This is a genomic window from Pseudomonas sp. NPDC090208, from assembly GCF_044746785.1.
GTDB lineage: Bacteria > Pseudomonadota > Gammaproteobacteria > Pseudomonadales > Pseudomonadaceae > Aquipseudomonas.
The window spans coordinates 387917-402415 of sequence record NZ_JBIVCU010000004.1 but is presented as its reverse complement, the minus strand read 5'-3'; the positions used below and the strand labels follow the sequence as shown (position 1 = coordinate 402415).

15 protein-coding genes are annotated in these 14499 nt (G+C 61.5%); 11 read left to right on the top strand and 4 right to left on the bottom strand.

The window, feature by feature from the left end; genetic code table 11:
* Positions 1–83 precede the first annotated feature (83 nt).
* On the top strand, positions 84–1526 hold the full coding sequence (gene aldA, locus ACIPL0_RS10140) for an aldehyde dehydrogenase (RefSeq protein WP_400599820.1): 1443 nt from the start codon (positions 84–86) through the stop codon (positions 1524–1526).
* A 151-nt stretch (positions 1527–1677) separates the two neighbouring features.
* On the opposite strand, the gene ACIPL0_RS10135 is transcribed toward aldA, so the two are convergent.
* On the bottom strand, positions 1678–3627 hold the full coding sequence (locus tag ACIPL0_RS10135) for a sigma-54-dependent Fis family transcriptional regulator (RefSeq protein ID WP_400599821.1): 1950 nt from the start codon (positions 3625–3627) through the stop codon (positions 1678–1680).
* A gap of 549 nt (positions 3628–4176) precedes the next feature.
* On the opposite strand from ACIPL0_RS10135, the gene pqqA reads away from it, so the two are divergent.
* A complete protein-coding gene (gene pqqA, locus ACIPL0_RS10130) occupies positions 4177–4248 on the top strand; it encodes a pyrroloquinoline quinone precursor peptide PqqA (protein ID WP_375099634.1) in 72 nt (23 codons plus the stop codon).
* 84 nt (positions 4249–4332) lie between these two features.
* On the opposite strand, the gene ACIPL0_RS10125 is transcribed toward pqqA, so the two are convergent.
* Entirely contained in the window at positions 4333–5202 is an 870-nt protein-coding gene (locus ACIPL0_RS10125; protein WP_400599822.1) for a LysR family transcriptional regulator, read from the bottom strand.
* Between the two features lie 118 nt (positions 5203–5320).
* Between ACIPL0_RS10125 and ACIPL0_RS10120 the strand changes: the two genes are divergently transcribed.
* The 3 genes from ACIPL0_RS10120 to ACIPL0_RS10110 all read left to right on the top strand — a co-directional run bounded on the left by ACIPL0_RS10120 (position 5321) and on the right by ACIPL0_RS10110 (position 8573).
* The gene (locus tag ACIPL0_RS10120) at positions 5321–6493 is read left to right on the top strand and encodes a mandelate racemase/muconate lactonizing enzyme family protein (protein WP_400599823.1); all 1173 of its coding nucleotides are present in this window, start codon (positions 5321–5323) and stop codon (positions 6491–6493) included.
* Between the two features lie 164 nt (positions 6494–6657).
* On the top strand, positions 6658–7974 hold the full coding sequence (gene dctA / locus ACIPL0_RS10115) for a C4-dicarboxylate transporter DctA (RefSeq protein WP_400599824.1): 1317 nt from the start codon (positions 6658–6660) through the stop codon (positions 7972–7974).
* A gap of 245 nt (positions 7975–8219) precedes the next feature.
* The gene (locus ACIPL0_RS10110; protein ID WP_400599825.1) at positions 8220–8573 is read left to right on the top strand and encodes a hypothetical protein; all 354 of its coding nucleotides are present in this window, start codon (positions 8220–8222) and stop codon (positions 8571–8573) included.
* 165 nt (positions 8574–8738) lie between these two features.
* Here the strand turns inward: ACIPL0_RS10110 and ACIPL0_RS10105 are convergent, their stop codons facing one another.
* Positions 8739–9056 carry a YqjD family protein gene (locus ACIPL0_RS10105; RefSeq protein WP_400599826.1) on the bottom strand — a complete coding sequence of 106 codons (318 nt, stop codon included), beginning with the start codon at positions 9054–9056 and terminating at the stop codon, positions 8739–8741.
* Between the two features lie 203 nt (positions 9057–9259).
* Between ACIPL0_RS10105 and ACIPL0_RS10100 the strand changes: the two genes are divergently transcribed.
* The 3 genes from ACIPL0_RS10100 (at position 9260) to ACIPL0_RS10090 (ending at position 11137) form a co-directional block, all read left to right on the top strand.
* Positions 9260–9520, top strand: coding sequence for a hypothetical protein (locus ACIPL0_RS10100; protein ID WP_400599827.1), 261 nt, complete (start codon positions 9260–9262; stop codon positions 9518–9520).
* 170 nt (positions 9521–9690) lie between these two features.
* Positions 9691–10482, top strand: a complete 792-nt coding sequence (locus tag ACIPL0_RS10095) for a nitroreductase (protein ID WP_400599828.1) — start codon at positions 9691–9693, stop codon at positions 10480–10482.
* Positions 10483–10555: 73 nt separating this feature from the next.
* Positions 10556–11137 carry an NADPH-dependent FMN reductase gene (locus ACIPL0_RS10090; protein ID WP_400599829.1) on the top strand — a complete coding sequence of 194 codons (582 nt, stop codon included), beginning with the start codon at positions 10556–10558 and terminating at the stop codon, positions 11135–11137.
* Between the two features lie 39 nt (positions 11138–11176).
* On the opposite strand, the gene ACIPL0_RS10085 is transcribed toward ACIPL0_RS10090, so the two are convergent.
* On the bottom strand, positions 11177–12166 hold the full coding sequence (locus ACIPL0_RS10085; protein WP_400599830.1) for a LysR substrate-binding domain-containing protein: 990 nt from the start codon (positions 12164–12166) through the stop codon (positions 11177–11179).
* Positions 12167–12349: 183 nt separating this feature from the next.
* Here ACIPL0_RS10085 and ACIPL0_RS10080 point away from each other — a divergent pair, with 183 nt between their 5' ends.
* From ACIPL0_RS10080 to ACIPL0_RS10070, 3 genes are all read left to right on the top strand, one after another.
* Positions 12350–12886: a DUF4863 family protein gene (locus ACIPL0_RS10080; RefSeq protein ID WP_400599831.1), complete on the top strand. Its 537-nt coding sequence runs from the start codon at positions 12350–12352 to the stop codon at positions 12884–12886.
* Positions 12887–12955: 69 nt separating this feature from the next.
* On the top strand, positions 12956–13435 hold the full coding sequence (locus tag ACIPL0_RS10075; protein WP_400599832.1) for a chorismate--pyruvate lyase family protein: 480 nt from the start codon (positions 12956–12958) through the stop codon (positions 13433–13435).
* A 191-nt stretch (positions 13436–13626) separates the two neighbouring features.
* Positions 13627–14403 carry a transporter gene (locus ACIPL0_RS10070; RefSeq protein ID WP_400599833.1) on the top strand — a complete coding sequence of 259 codons (777 nt, stop codon included), beginning with the start codon at positions 13627–13629 and terminating at the stop codon, positions 14401–14403.
* Positions 14404–14499: the final 96 nt, after the last annotated feature.

Sequence of the window (14499 nt, the reverse complement as noted above, 5' to 3'; positions counted from 1 at the left end):
TTACTGCCGCTTCGCGTCAGGTCGCAGGGCAAGCCGGCTCCTGCAAGGGATCGCATATCCATTCAATAAGAGAGGCAAACCCCATGAGCAACCCGCTACCGATCTACCAGAGCTACATCGACGGCGCCTTCAGTGCCAGCGACAACCTGATCGAAGTCTTCAACCCGGCCAACGGCGACCTGCTCGGCGCAGTGCCGGAAACCAGTCTCAATGAAGTCGAACGCGCCATCGCCGCCGCCCGGGCTGCGCAAAAGGGTTGGGCGCGCAAGCCGGCCAACGAACGGGCCGGTTATCTGCGCCGCATCGCCACCAAGGTTCGGGAAAACGCCGACCGCCTGGCGCACATCATCACCGCCGAGCAGGGCAAGGTGCTGGGTCTGGCGCGGGTGGAAGTGGACTTTACCGCCGATTACCTGGATTACATGGCCGAGTGGGGCCGCCGTCTGGAAGGCGAAATCCTGACCAGCGACCGTCCGGGCGAGAACATCTTTGTCTTTCGCAAACCATTGGGTGTGGTGGCCGGCATCCTGCCGTGGAACTTCCCGTTCTTCCTGATCGCCCGCAAGCTGGCGCCGGCGTTGATCACCGGCAACACCATCGTCATCAAACCCAGTGAAGAAACCCCGATCAACTGCTTCGAATTCGCTCGCCTGCTGGCGGAAACCGACCTGCCCAAAGGTGTGGTCAACATCGTTTCCGGCAAGGGCTCGACCGTCGGCAATGCGCTGAGCGCCAGTGCTGCGGTGGACATGGTCAACTTCACCGGCAGCGTCGCCACCGGCCAGCGCATCATGGCCGCTGCCGCACACAACATCACCAAGCTCAATCTGGAACTGGGCGGCAAGGCGCCGGCCATCGTGCTGGCCGACGCCGACCTGGACCTCGCTGTAAAAGCCATCACCGCCTCGCGGGTGATCAACACCGGGCAGGTGTGCAACTGCGCCGAGCGCGTCTATGTGCAGCGCAAGGTGGCCGATCAGTTCATCGAGCGGGTCAGTGCGGCGATGGCGGCGACCAAGTATGGCGATCCACTGGCGGAAGAAGGTCTGGACATGGGGCCGCTGGTCAATCAGGGCGGTCTGGACAAGGTGGCGCAGATGGTCAGGACCGCCGTCGGCGACGGCGCGCAGATCATCACCGGCGGTGCGGTGGCCGACAAGAACGGCAAGGGCTTCCACTATCAGCCGACCGTGCTCGCCAACTGCCGCCAGGACATGGAAATCATGCGTCAGGAGATTTTCGGGCCGGTGCTGCCGATCCAGATCATCGACGACCTCGACGAAGGCATCGCCCTGGCCAACGATTGCGAATACGGCCTGACTTCATCGCTGTACACTCGTGACCTGAGCGCCGCGATGCGTGCCTGCAACGAGATCGACTTCGGCGAAACCTACATCAACCGCGAGAACTTCGAAGCGATGCAGGGCTTCCACGCCGGGGTGCGCAAGTCCGGCATCGGTGGCGCGGATGGCAAGCACGGGGTGTATGAATTCACCCATACCCATGTGGTGTATATGCAGATCTAGCGTCCGACAGGAAACAATCCTTGGGGGCTGGAATGATTCTGGCCGAAGGCCGTGGGAGCCGGCTTGCTGGCGAATGCGATGGGTCAGCCACGTTGTTGTATCTGACCCACCGCTGTTCGCCAGCAAGTCGGCTCCTACAGGGGGATGGTGATCACTGTTCCACCTGATTCGGCGCGACGATCCGGTATTTCTTCATCTTGCGGTACAGGGTCGATCGGGCCACGGCGAATTCTTCGGCGACACCGGTGATGTTCCAGCGGTGTCGGCGCAGGGCGTCGAGCAGGCGCTGGCCTTCGTCGTCGGCGTTCAGCTGCGCCAGTGGCGTGCAGGCTGGCGGGCGGGTCGACGGCAGCATCGGTGATGGCGTCAGCACCTCGCCCGGCAGGCAATCGGCATCGATCACGCCGTTGTCGGCCAACGCCACCGCGTAACGCAGTACGTTGATCAACTGGCGGATGTTGCCTGGCCAGGCGTAGCGGGTCAGATGGTCCATGGTCGCGGCGTCGATCCGGCAACGTTCACCGCCGGGCTGATCACGCAACACTTCTTCGATCAAGACCGGCAGGTCGGTACGCTCGCGCAGTGCGGGCAGTTGGAGTGTCATGCCGTTGAGGCGATAGAACAGGTCTTCGCGAAAGCTTTTGCCGGCCATCATCTGCGCCAGATTCTGGTGGGTGGCGGAGATCACCTGAATGTCCAGCGGTGACGGCATGTCCGCACCCAGCGGGGTGATTTCCCGTTCCGCCAGCACCCGCAACAGGCGGGTTTGCAGGTGCGCCGGCATGTCGCCGATTTCGTCGAGAAACAGCGTGCCGCCATTGGCCAGTTCCAGCTTGCCTTTCATGCCTTTCTTGCTGGCGCCGGTGAAGCTGCCGCTGCGGTAGCCGAACAGCTCGCTTTCGATCAGCGTCTCGGGAATCGCCGCGCAATTGAGCGCCACGAACGGCCCGCCATGGCGACGGCTGGCCTGATGGATAGCGCGGGCAAACGCCTCCTTGCCGGTGCCGGTTTCGCCGTTGATGAGAATCGGCAGGTCCTTGTCCAGCACCTTGCGCAGCCGCGCCACGCTCTGTTGCAGGCCGGCATCGGCACCGCTCAGACGATCAAGGGTCGGTGTGCCCGGCAATGTATCGGCGGCGCGCACTTCGCGTTTCTTGCCGACTGCGCCGACCTTGACCGGCATGCGCAAACCCACTTCCAGCAGACGCCGTCCGGCCTGCAGCCGCGTGGCGTTGGCGCCGCCGTTGCACAGACGCAGCAACTCGTCGACGTTCACCGGCAGCAACTCGTCCAGGCGTCGGCCGAGCAGGACGCCGAGGTCATGCCGATCATGCTCGACGAAGGCCGCATGGTTGGCGCCGATCACCCGGCCCTGATCGTCCAGCGCCAGTAGTTGCTCGTTGGCCAGGTCGCTGATGTCTTCGCACGGTTTGAGCATTAGGGTCAGGGTGTTGCGATGGCTGTGGCGAAACCAGGCGTTCTCGATCATCCGCGCATACATGATCACCAGATGCAGGGTCAGATACTGCGCTTCTTTCGGGCCATTGCTGTTCAGGCACGAGGCGTTCAGGCAGCCGCGCACGTTGCCCAACGCGTCGAAGATCGGCGACACCGAGCAACTGAGCCGGCCGTTCTCGCGCAGAAAATGCTCGTCGCGGTGGATGATCAGCGCGCTGCCCGAGGCCAGGCCGGTGCCGATGCCATTGGTACCGACCAGCGATTCGTCCCAGCGCGATCCGACAATCAAGCCGCAGTCGGAATAGACATTGCCGCTGCCAGGCACCCGCGAGTCCAGTGCGATGCCCTGTTCGTCGCTGAGCAGCACGGCAAAGCCGGCCTGGCCGACGCGGCGGGCCAGGCCGCTGACACCCTGACCGGCGATGGACATGTAGTCGTGATGGAAGTCTTGATGGCGATGGATCTCGGCGGCGCTGAGGACCACCTTGTGCCCGCGACCGGCGGGTTCCAGGCCGTGCTCGACCACGCTGCGATACCAGGACTGCACGATCAGGCCGTCGGACGGCAGGCGCCGGTCGGGGAAGTAGTCGCCGACGAAGGTGCTGAGGTCGGCAGGCGTGGTGGCCGTGGTCTGCAAGGACATCGTGTTCCTCCCTGATGCGGCTGCGAACGAGGCGCGCAGCGCATGTTTATTGTTGTGCAGCCTGTCAGGGCTGACGACGCCGGATCACTCCGGGGCCGGGGCGTAGATACTCAGACCAGGCCCTGCACGAAATGTCCTGACACTCGGTGATGCTGCGTTGAAAACAGGCTCGGAATGCTCATTTACAACTCGTAGACTCCGCTTCCTCGCCTGTTTTCGCCTTGCCTCACCTTCGCGTCAAAACTTTTCGTACAGAGCCTAGCGTCTGACGAAAAAAACGTCTGTTACAAAAAATAATCCGGCGGGTAAAAATGTCTCAGCAAAAGCTGTACCGCCAGGCTTCCGACCACTGCCGGGCCTCTAAACCGCGGCACCTTGCCTGCACCGTGGACGGCGTGTCGCGCTACGCCTGAAGCAACGTTGCAACAGTTGTAGCGCCAGTGTTGCGGCGTTGCGGCAAGCCTGCAACGGCGTGGCCTTGCAGCCTTGGGGCATCGGCGTATAACGGGGCTTGCCGGACTGTCCCGGTGATTTCAGGGAGCATCGCCTATGTGGAGCAAACCCGCGTACACCGATCTGCGGATTGGTTTCGAAGTCACCATGTACTTCGCCAACCGCTGAGTTCATCCGTTGCATCAAGCCCCGACGGGTTCGGGGCTTTTTCATGCCCGGACTGCTACAAGCAGGATGGGGCGATGCCTGGGCCTAAAGCTTGGCCCAGAACGCTTCGCCGAAATCACTCAGCGCGGTGTTGGGCCGGAACAGGCGGATTTCCACCGGGATGTCCCAGCGCTCATCCAGTGCCCGCACCAGCCGCCCGCTGCTCATTTCGCTTTCGGCCAGGGTCAGTGGCAGCCAGGCGAAACCCTTGCCTTCCTGGGCCATCGACAGCAGCACCGCCGCCAGGTGTGAGCTGAACACCGTGTGCAGGGCAGGGGGCTTGTTTTCCTTGGCCAGTCTGGCGGCGACGATGCGGCCCAGCCCGGATTCGGCGGTGTAGGCCAAGTGCGGTGCTGCGCCAGCGTCAGTGATCGACGGCGCGTCGCGGGACTGCAGCGGGATCAGCAAATCGCTGCCAATGACCCGGGATTGGAATTGATCGGCGGCGAATCTGGGGGGAACGTCGGGGTGCTGGTGGCACAGCAGAAACTGCACTTCGCCGCCCAGCAGCATCTGCTCGCACACGCTCATGTTGTCCGACAGCAGGCGGATCGCCTCCAGCGGACCGGAACGCTCGGCGGCGCGCACCCAGCCGGGGAAGAAGGTGAACGACAGCGAATGGGTGGCCGCGAAATGCAGCGTGCGCGCCTGCTTGCCGGCGACTTCGCGAGCTTCCTGACGCATCTGGTACAGGCGCCGGGTCAACTCCTGGGCGTTCTCCTGCATGTGCCGCCCGGCATCGGTCAGGGTCGCGCCCTGGGTGGTGCGCTCGAACAGGTCGACGCCGATCCACGTCTCCAGCGCGCGGATCCGTCGGCTGAACGCCGGCTGGGTCACATGGCGCAATTCAGCGGCGCGGGAGAAGTTGCCGCATTGCGCCAGTACATTGAAATCTTCCAGCCAGACCAGTTCCATCGTGATGCCATCCGCGCATTGAGTGCCGCGTTTTTAGCATTGGCCGCCGCGAGAGGTCCACCCCTAGAGTGGGGCCAACACGCTGCACCTCTTCACTAAAAACAACAGGAGTCACCCGATGCGTATCGTCGACATTCGCGAGAAGACCGTTTCCATTGCCTCGCCCATTGCCAATGCCTACATCGACTTTTCCAAGATGACCTGCTCGGTGGTCGCGGTGGTCACCGACGTCATTCGCGACGGCAAACCGGTGATCGGCTACGGCTTCAACTCCAACGGCCGCTACGGTCAGGGCGCACTGATGCGCGACCGTTTCCTGGCCCGGGTGCTGGAAGCCGATCCCGAATCGCTGATCGACAAGGAACACAACAACCTCGACCCGTTCGCCATCTGGAAAGCCCTGATGACCAACGAAAAGCCGGGCGGCCACGGCGAGCGTTCGGTGGCGGTGGGCACCATCGACATGGCGGTGTGGGACGCGGTGGCGAAGATCGAAGGCAAGCCGCTGTACCGCTTGCTGGCCGACCGTTATCGCGACGGTGTGGCCGACGACAAGGTCTGGGTCTACGCGGCGGGCGGTTACTACTACCCCGGCAAGGACCAGAGCAAGCTCAAGGCGGAAATGCAGAGCTACCTGGACCGCGGCTACGACGTGGTGAAAATGAAGATCGGCGCCGTGCCGCTGGCCGAAGACATCCGCCGGATCGAGGCGGTGCTGGAAGTGGTGGGCGACGGTCGGCGTCTGGCGGTGGATGCCAACGGACGCTTCGACCTGAAGACCGGTATTGCCTACGCCGAGGCGATCAAGCCGTACAACCTGTTCTGGTACGAAGAAGTCGGCGATCCGCTGGATTACGCCCTGCAAGCCGAACTGGCCAATCACTACGAACTGCCGATGGCCACCGGCGAAAACCTGTTCTCTCACCAGGACGCGCGCAACCTGCTGCGTCATGGCGGCATGCGCCCGGATCGCGATTTCGTGCAGTTCGACTGCGCGCTGTCCTACGGCCTGGTGGAATACCTGCGCACCCTCGACGTGATGAAAGAACTGGGCTGGTCTTCTCGCCGCGTCGTTCCCCACGGCGGTCACCAGATGTCGCTGAACATCGCTGCCGGCCTACACCTGGGGGGCAACGAATCCTACCCGGACGTGTTCCAGCCGTTCGGCGGCTTCGCCGACGGCATCCGCGTGGAGAACGGCTATGTCGGCCTGCCGGACATTCCGGGCGTGGGCTTCGAAGCCAAGTCGGCGCTGTATGCAGTGATGCGCGAGCTGGGTGAGGGCGCCTGATCGCAGCTTCCCCTGTAGGAGTGAGCTTGCTCGCGATCACTGTGTGTCAGGTAACACAGGTGGCACTGATACATGGCAATCGCGAGCAAGCTCACTCCTACAGATCCGATTTTCTGCAACACACAGTCCTTTCCCCTCATACAAAAACAACAGTGAGGCATTCCATGGAACAGGCTTCGACACGCTGGTACGCCCAGCTCTACGTGCAAGTGCTGATCGGTATCGTCATTGGCGGTGCGGTCGGCTTCTTTCTTCCCGACATCGGCGCGAAGCTGCAACCGCTGGCCGACGGTTTCATCAAGCTGATCAAGATGCTGCTGGCACCGATCATCTTCGGTACGGTGGTGGTCGGCATCGCCAAGATGGGCAGCGTCAAGGAGGTCGGGCGCATCGGCGCCAAGGCGCTGATCTACTTCGAGGTGCTGTCGACCCTGGCGCTGGTGATCGGCATGGTGGTGGTCAATATCCTCAAGCCCGGCGTGGGCATGAATATCGACGTCAACACCATCAACGGCAGCGCCATTTCCGGCTACACCCAGGCCGCGGCGGCCCAGGGCGGAGTGGTCGAATTCTTCCTCAACATCATCCCCAGCACCCTGTTCGACGCCTTCGCCAAAGGCGCGATGCTGCAGGTGATTCTGGTCTCGGTGCTGATGGGCGTGGCGCTGGTGCAAATCGGCGAGCCGGTCAAGCCGCTGGTCAATGTCATCGACATGCTGCTGCAGAGCCTGTTTCGCATCGTCGCCATGGTCATGCGCCTGGCGCCGCTGGGCGCCGGCGCCGGCATGGCCTTCACCATCGGCAAATACGGTATCGGCACGCTGATGTCGCTGGGGCAGTTGCTGGTGGCGCTGTACCTGACCACGCTGGTGTTCATCGTCGTGGTCCTCGGTGCCGTGGCGCGCTGGTCGGGGCTGCCGCTGTTGCAGTTCCTGCGCTATTTCAAGGATGAAATCCTCGTCACCCTCGGCACCTGTTCCACGGAGGCGGTGCTGCCACGCATGATGGTCAAGCTGGAAAAGCTCGGCTGCGAGAAGTCCGTGGTCGGCATGGTGCTGCCCACCGGCTACACCTTCAATTCCGACGGCACCTGCATCTACCTGACCATGGCGGCGATCTTCGTGGCCCAGGCCACCAACACGCCACTGACCTTGTGGGATCAACTGACCGTGCTCGGTGTGCTGTTGCTGACCTCCAAGGGTTCGGCGGGGGTGGCCGGTGCCGGTTTCGTCACCCTGGCGGCAACGCTGTCGGTGGTGCACGGCATCCCGATGATCGGCCTGGTGCTGTTGCTCGGCGTCGACCGTTTCCTCAACGAGGCACGAGCAGTGACCAACCTGATCGGCAACGGTATCGGCACCATTGCCATTGCCAAATGGGACGGCGCGTTCGACAAGGCCAAGGCACAGCGGGAATTGGCGGCGATGAATGCTGCGTCGGGTAAAGCCATGGGAAGTCGTGGGGTGAGCGAAGGTGCCTAGCCACCTTCGGTTGCTGTAGGAGTGAGCTCGCTCGCGATTGCGTCAGGTCAGACGACTGAAAGGGTGGCTGACACATTGCAATCGCGAGCAAGCTCACTCCTACAATCATCCACATCCACATCCACATCCACATCCACATCCACATCCACATCCACATCCGCATCCGCGTCGGAACGTCGCAGGTCGGCAGATCGCTTCTCCCTGCAGTGGTAGACTCTCGCCACTTCAGATGAGGAGCGACAGACGTGCGCAAGATGGCAATGATGGTGGCGGTGTTGATGCTGGCGGGCTGCGATGGCGGCAAACCAGCGCCCACGGCGAAAGTTTCGACCACTGATACGGTGGCGGAGGCGCCAACCCCGGCTTCGGCGCAGTGGACCATTCGCGTTCATTTGAAAGAAGCGCTCAGCGACATGGCTTACTGGCTGGTCGAGCACCATTACCCGTCTTACGTGGTCAAGGTCGATGACAAGGAAGTGGTGATGATCGGGCCGTTCGAATCTCAGGAAGCCGCCGAAAAGGCCAAGACCGACATCGATGCAGCGCTGGTCAAGGGCCATCGCCTGTCGCAGCTGGAAGTGATTCCGCCGAAATCCTGAGCGCCTGTATGAACGACGTGGTGTGACATGCGCACCACGTCATTGTGGGAGGGAGCTCTGCTCGCGATGACGGCATGTCAGACACATCAATACAGACTGACTTGACGCCATCGCGCGCAGAGCTCCCTCCCACCTGTTTTCAGCGTTCAGCAGCAGTACCGTCGATCAACGACGCCCCAGCAACAACCCCACCACCAGACCGAAGCCGGCGGACACCGCCACGGTCTGCCAAGGGTGGCCGCCGATGTAGGTTTCGGTGGCCTCGACCGCAGGCTTGGTGCGATCGCGCACGCTGCCCACCGAATCCAGTGCCTGCTTGAGTTTCAGGCTCAGTTGCGCACGCACGGTTTCGGCCTCTTCACCGACCAGCGCAGCGCTGTCCTTGAGCAGTTTGTCGGACTCCTCGATCAAGGCCGCCAATTCGCTGAAAGCCTGATCCTTGATCTGGTCGGCGGCATTCTGGGCAGCAGTTTTACGAGCCATGGCAATTTCCTTTCAGTTGATGATGGCAGTGAGCAATGGAGTCATCGCGGTTTGAAAAAGTTGCAGCGGGTTTTCCACTGGCGGTAAAAAGTGCGACGAATGTCGTCGGGTGACGGCCGTCGCGGGTGTAAGATGCGCTCGCTTTGCCGCCGTTTGCCGGTGCGCAGTATCGCGTTTGATTTTTGCATACAGAGGTTAATGTCATGAGCTTCAACCTGGCCAACAAGTCGCTTGCCGAGCGCGCCGCCATCGAAGACGAAAAATCCCGTCTGTTCGAACTGTGGCAGAGCAACCTGGGCAAGGCCAAGGGCGAGGCCGCGCGGCTGATGGGCGAGCGCGGCAAGCGCAAGGGCCGATGGGGCGAGTGGGTGCGCGCCGAGCTGGACGTGATGTCGCCGCCTGAATACGCCAACATGGTGCGCAGCGAAGTCAACCGTCTGGTGGCGGCGGCCAAGGCCGGTTGACCCGAGCCGAGCATCGAGACCCGTAGCCGAGACACACGGCGTACGGGTCCAACCCAACCCAACCCAACCCAACCCAACCCAACCCAACCCTCCGCCGACACCCCTGCCGACCGACACCGCACATCGCCAACAAGCCCGCTGCCACGGGCTTTCACGGCAGTTCTGTGCTCTTGCACCGCCTGCATTTTCAAGCTGCATACACTTCACTGCTCCTTGAGCAGAGCCTATGTGAAACTCCCCGGACTGATGACAAGAACATGGCCGTTGTGGAGTGTCGTATGCGTTCGCTGGTGGATGATTTTGATGCCGTGGTTGCCTCGCGCAAGGCTGTGCGGGCTTTCGCTTCGACGCCCGTTTCAAGGGCTTTGATCGATGAAATCATCGACGTTGCACGTTTGGCCCCCAGCAATTCCAACACCCAGCCGTGGTCGGTGCATGTACTGACCGGCGAGCCCAGGCGTGCCCTGAGTACCTTGCTGGCCAGCGCGCACGCCGATCCCCAGGCCGAGCCGTTGCAGCATCTGCCGGACGATCTGGCACAGAAATACCGCGACCGTCAGGAGCAGTTCGGCACCCTGTTTTACGGCCTGCAGCGGATTGAAAAGGGCGACAGGGAAGGCCGGGCGCGCGTGAGCGGGTTGAATTTCGAGTTCTTCGGCGCGCCAGTCGGGCTGATCTTCACCATCGATACGAACCTGAAGAAATACAGCTGGCTCGACTACGGTCTGTTTCTGCAAACCCTGATGCTGGCGGCGCGCGCTCGCGGACTGTCGACTTGCCCGCAGGTGTCATTCGCCCGATTCCAGGTCTTGATCCAAGACTTTCTCCAGCTGGACGGCGATCAGGAAATCGTCTGCGGCATGTCGCTGGGGTATGCCGACGACACGGCACCCGTGAACGCCCTGGACATGCCACGAGAGTCGTCCCGGGCCTTCACGCGTTTTCTTGGCTTCGATCAGTAGCCCATTTTTCCGGACGCCACCCGCTACCCACCACGTGGCGTCCTTCACATTGCAGCATGAGGTACACATCAAGATGGTAGTTCGAGTTCTGGCGATATCTGGCAGCACCCGCAGGGGTTCGCTGAATCAAAAACTGCTGAACGTCGCGGTGCAGGGTGCGCTGGCCGCCGGCGCTGAAGTGACCGTGGTGTCGTTGAGCGATTATCCGCTGCCGTTTTACGACAGCGAGCTTGAAAAGGAGCAGGGCGTACCTGTTCATGCGCTGAGCCTGCAGAAACTGCTCAGCGAGCACGACGCATTGCTGGTGGCTTCCCCGGACTACAACGGCGGTTACACGGCATTGTTGAAAAACGCCATTGACTGGATGAGCCGGCCGACCCCGGAAAAAATCTCCGGCCTGGCCCTGTTCGCCAACAAGGCAGCGGCGGTGATTTCGGCATCGCCAGGCCCGATGGGCGGCGTGCGTTCGATGCTGGCCATGCGTGGGGTGCTGGATAAACTGGGCGCGGTAGTGATCCCGCAAACCTTCACGCTGGGGGCGGCACACCAGGCCTTTGGCGAGAATGATCAGTTGAACAATCCACAAGTGGACAGCGAAGTGAGAGCCGTCGGCGCGGCCCTGACCCGCGTCTCCCGCGCCCTGCGCGCCGCCTGATCCGCAGTTGAGCAAGGACGTTGCCCCGAACGGCCTTGCTCAGTCGTGCAAACGCGATATTGCATCCGCCGCCGCGCTGATCTGTCCATGCAGCCAGCGTTGCGCCGGATCGCCGTCATTGCTGCTGTGCCAGATCATGTCCAGTTGCTGGCGGGCAACCGGGTAGGGCAATGGCTTGATCATGAAGTCCAGGGTTCGGGCGAAGGTCGTGGCCAGCGGGCGCGGCACGATTGCCAGCAGTTCGCTGTCTTCAAGCAGCATCGGCAATGCCAGAAAATGTGGCAGCACGATTTGCCTTCTCACCGACAGACCCGCCTCGGCCAATGCATTCTCCAGCGCATTGCGGTCGTACATCTGCGCCTGCCGCGCCAGACCCCTTTCCAGTATGAAGCCGCTTAGCATGCCTTCGCCGTCGCCGCCCAAGGACACCACGGCCAGCGGGTATCGGGCCAGGTCTTCGAGTTGCAGCGCCTTGTCGCCGATCGGGTGGCCCCCGCTGCAGGTGAGCACCTCGTCCTGAAACAGTACCGGCCGGGTGTGAAACCGCTCCGGGGTGTTGCGGAAAGTGCCGATGGCGACGTCGATGCGCCCGAGGTCGATCTGCTCGGCCAGGTCGAGCCGGGTTGCCGGGGTGATCGACAGGTCGATGCCCGGGGCCGCCGTCGATAACTGGCGATTGAGTTGTGGCAGCAGGGTGGCCGACACGTAGTCGTTGGCGGCAATCACAAAAGACCGGCTCACGGTTTCCGGCAGGAATGAGGAGGCGGCCTGCGACAGGGTCTGGCTCATGCTGTGCAGTGCCGCGCGCAACGGCCCGCTGATCTCTATCGCATAAGTGGTGGGGGTCATGCCTTTGCCGGTGCGGACAAAAATTTCCTGGGCCAGGCTTTCACGCAAACGGGACAGCGCATGACTGACTGCGGACTGGCTCAAGTGCAGACGCTGGCTGGCACGGAGCACGCTGCGTTCTTCCATGACGGCATCGAAGACTCTAATCAGATTCAGATCCAGCTTGTCGAAACTCATCATGGCGGGGCATTCCGGGTGGCGCGCGTCAGCCAGTAATTTGAGGCCATATATCAAGTGTTTGCAAGCGAGTGTCGAGGGCCGGTCATATTGAATATCGTGCATTTGGACACTGCAAAAAGTTCGCTTTTTGCCCGCTGGCGACTATGGGAGAGTGTAAAAAACCTTTGAAACAGCGAGCATTACATGATGAGCAAGCGTGATGAGTTGATCCAACTTTGTATCGAGTTTCTCGCCAAGGTAAAAGACAAGACGGCGAGCGATAATCTTGAACAGTGGCTTAATGAAACTTATGGGCCGGACAGCGAAACCTATCAGCGAATCGCCGATCTGGTCATCGAAGGGGTGGCGCAGGGCTGGGCCGCCAATTCTGAAATCACCGGGCCGAATTATCGTCGCAGCCGTCTGTGCGAACCGTGCGCGGAAACCTTCTACTTCAGCATCACCACGGTCTACATGGACAGCAAGGGGCACGAGCTGGATAACCAGCAGCGCTCTTTCCGTGGTGATTACCACAGCCATCCGTACGGCGAGTTGAACATGGTCATCCCGCTCGATGAAGGGGCTGTGCTGGCCGGGCCGCGGGGCTGGCAGGGCGCGGGCTGGACCGCGCCGTCGCCGGGCAGCCATCACTTTCCGGAAGTGAAGGGCGGTGCCCTGATCGCCTTCTTCTTCCTGCCTGCCGGGCGCATTTCCTACGACTTCCCCGCACAGGCCAGTTGAATGGAGCCTGCGTACCGGTTTTCGCAACCGCAGCTGCAGTGGAATGACTATGGGCACTGGCATGCGTCGATGCCCGCGATCCATCGCGACTGGTTGTTCGACCGCAGTTCATTGACCCGGCGTCTCAGGAAGCTGTCCGACGGCGAGTTCCAGGTGATTCCCCTGTGTGAAACCGAGGGGCCGATCTTGCCGGAAGAATGCCGGGCGCTGGGGTTGCAACCCGGCAGCACGGGCTGGATTCGTGAAGTCTACCTGGTCGGTTTCGGCCGGCCGTGGGTGTATGCAAGGTCAGTGATCGATCACCGTGATGTTGAAGCCAGTGATTCGGCGTTACTTCAACTGGGCAATGCGCCGCTGGGCAGTCTGTTATTTGGCGAGAAGCCCTATAAGCGCAGCGAAATAGAAGTATGCCGTTATCACGATGACGGCCAGTCCGACAGTCGATCGGTTTATCCGTTATGGGCCAGGCGCTCAGTGTTCAGTCGTGGGCAAAGTCGCGTCCTGGTTCATGAAATGTTCTTGCCTGCACTGTGGGATGAGTTGAGTTAAACAGCAACAGCGCCACACCCCGTAAAACTGAACAACCATTTTAATAACAATAACCAGGTATCCAGATGAGCGTTTATCAATATGCGCGCAGGGTGTCCCTGCGCGCCTCGTTTGTTGTTTCCACCTCTGTATTAAGCGTTTATTGCGGCGGTGCCCATGCGGTTGATGTTTCGCCAGGTGGCTATATACCCATGCCCGCTGGCAGCAATCTTGCGATGTTGTATCTGGGGGGCGGCAAGGCCGGTGAGTTCGAGCCGGTGCATGGCAAGGCCGTCAGCAAAGGCACCGAGCTCAAGACCCGAACCGGGCTGGTGCGCCTGTTCCATATGTTCGAGGTGGCCCGGCACCGGGTGCAACTGCAGTTCGGGTTGCCGTTCGGCAGTCAGGACCTGAAGCTCAACGGCGTGAAAATAGGCCATGAGGGCGGCATTTCCGATGCGTACGCGGCGGTGACGGGCTGGCTGATCGATGACCCTGCGCTCAAGCGCTATTTTTCGGTGACGGGGTACATGGCGATTCCCACCGGCTCGTATCAGAACAACCATTCATTGAACATGGGCAACAATCGCTATGCCCACGCGCTCTCGCTCGGGTATGCGGAAAGCTGGGGGCCGTGGCGGCTGGAGCTCAACCAGGACGTGACCTGGTATGGCGACAACGATGACTACGGCCCGGCAAAACGCAAGCTGGAGCAGGACCCCACCTACAACTTTCAGCCGTGGCTGAGTTACACCTTCGACAACAAGGTCACGACCTCGCTGGGTATTGCGCGTACCTGGGGTGGCGAGTCGAGTGTCGAGGGTATCGAGACCGGCCGGCGCACCGACTACCTGCGGGCGCGCGCCGGTGTCGGCTATTGGGTGCGCAAGAATGTGCAGCTCTACACCGAGCTGGGTCGCGACATCGAGGTCAAGGGCGGCTACAAATTCGACTACACCGGATTCGTGCGCATGGCGGTGATGTTCTAGCGCAGGGCGTGAGTACAGGACCCATCGGGTTTTCAGTTGAACGTCGGGTGTCGGGGTTGCGGTTTTTACCGGGATCCTGCCCCGGCGTTTTTTTTT

Bases quoted from the DNA above. Each gene is read 5' to 3' on its own strand.
- ACIPL0_RS10105 (WP_400599826.1), bottom strand. From the start codon at position 9,056: ATGGCTCGTAAAACTGCTGCCCAGAATGCCGCCGACCAGATCAAGGAT.
- ACIPL0_RS10120 (WP_400599823.1), top strand. From the start codon at position 5,321: ATGCGTATCGTCGACATTCGCGAGAAGACCGTTTCCATTGCCTCGCCC.
- ACIPL0_RS10090 (WP_400599829.1), top strand. From the start codon at position 10,556: ATGGTAGTTCGAGTTCTGGCGATATCTGGCAGCACCCGCAGGGGTTCG.
- ACIPL0_RS10075 (WP_400599832.1), top strand. From the start codon at position 12,956: ATGCCCGCGATCCATCGCGACTGGTTGTTCGACCGCAGTTCATTGACC.
- ACIPL0_RS10085 (WP_400599830.1), bottom strand. From the start codon at position 12,166: ATGATGAGTTTCGACAAGCTGGATCTGAATCTGATTAGAGTCTTCGAT.
- ACIPL0_RS10080 (WP_400599831.1), top strand. From the start codon at position 12,350: ATGATGAGCAAGCGTGATGAGTTGATCCAACTTTGTATCGAGTTTCTC.
- ACIPL0_RS10070 (WP_400599833.1), top strand. From the start codon at position 13,627: ATGCCCGCTGGCAGCAATCTTGCGATGTTGTATCTGGGGGGCGGCAAG.
- ACIPL0_RS10135 (WP_400599821.1), bottom strand. From the start codon at position 3,627: ATGTCCTTGCAGACCACGGCCACCACGCCTGCCGACCTCAGCACCTTC.
- aldA (WP_400599820.1), top strand. From the start codon at position 84: ATGAGCAACCCGCTACCGATCTACCAGAGCTACATCGACGGCGCCTTC.
- ACIPL0_RS10100 (WP_400599827.1), top strand. From the start codon at position 9,260: ATGAGCTTCAACCTGGCCAACAAGTCGCTTGCCGAGCGCGCCGCCATC.
- ACIPL0_RS10125 (WP_400599822.1), bottom strand. From the start codon at position 5,202: ATGGAACTGGTCTGGCTGGAAGATTTCAATGTACTGGCGCAATGCGGC.
- dctA (WP_400599824.1), top strand. From the start codon at position 6,658: ATGGAACAGGCTTCGACACGCTGGTACGCCCAGCTCTACGTGCAAGTG.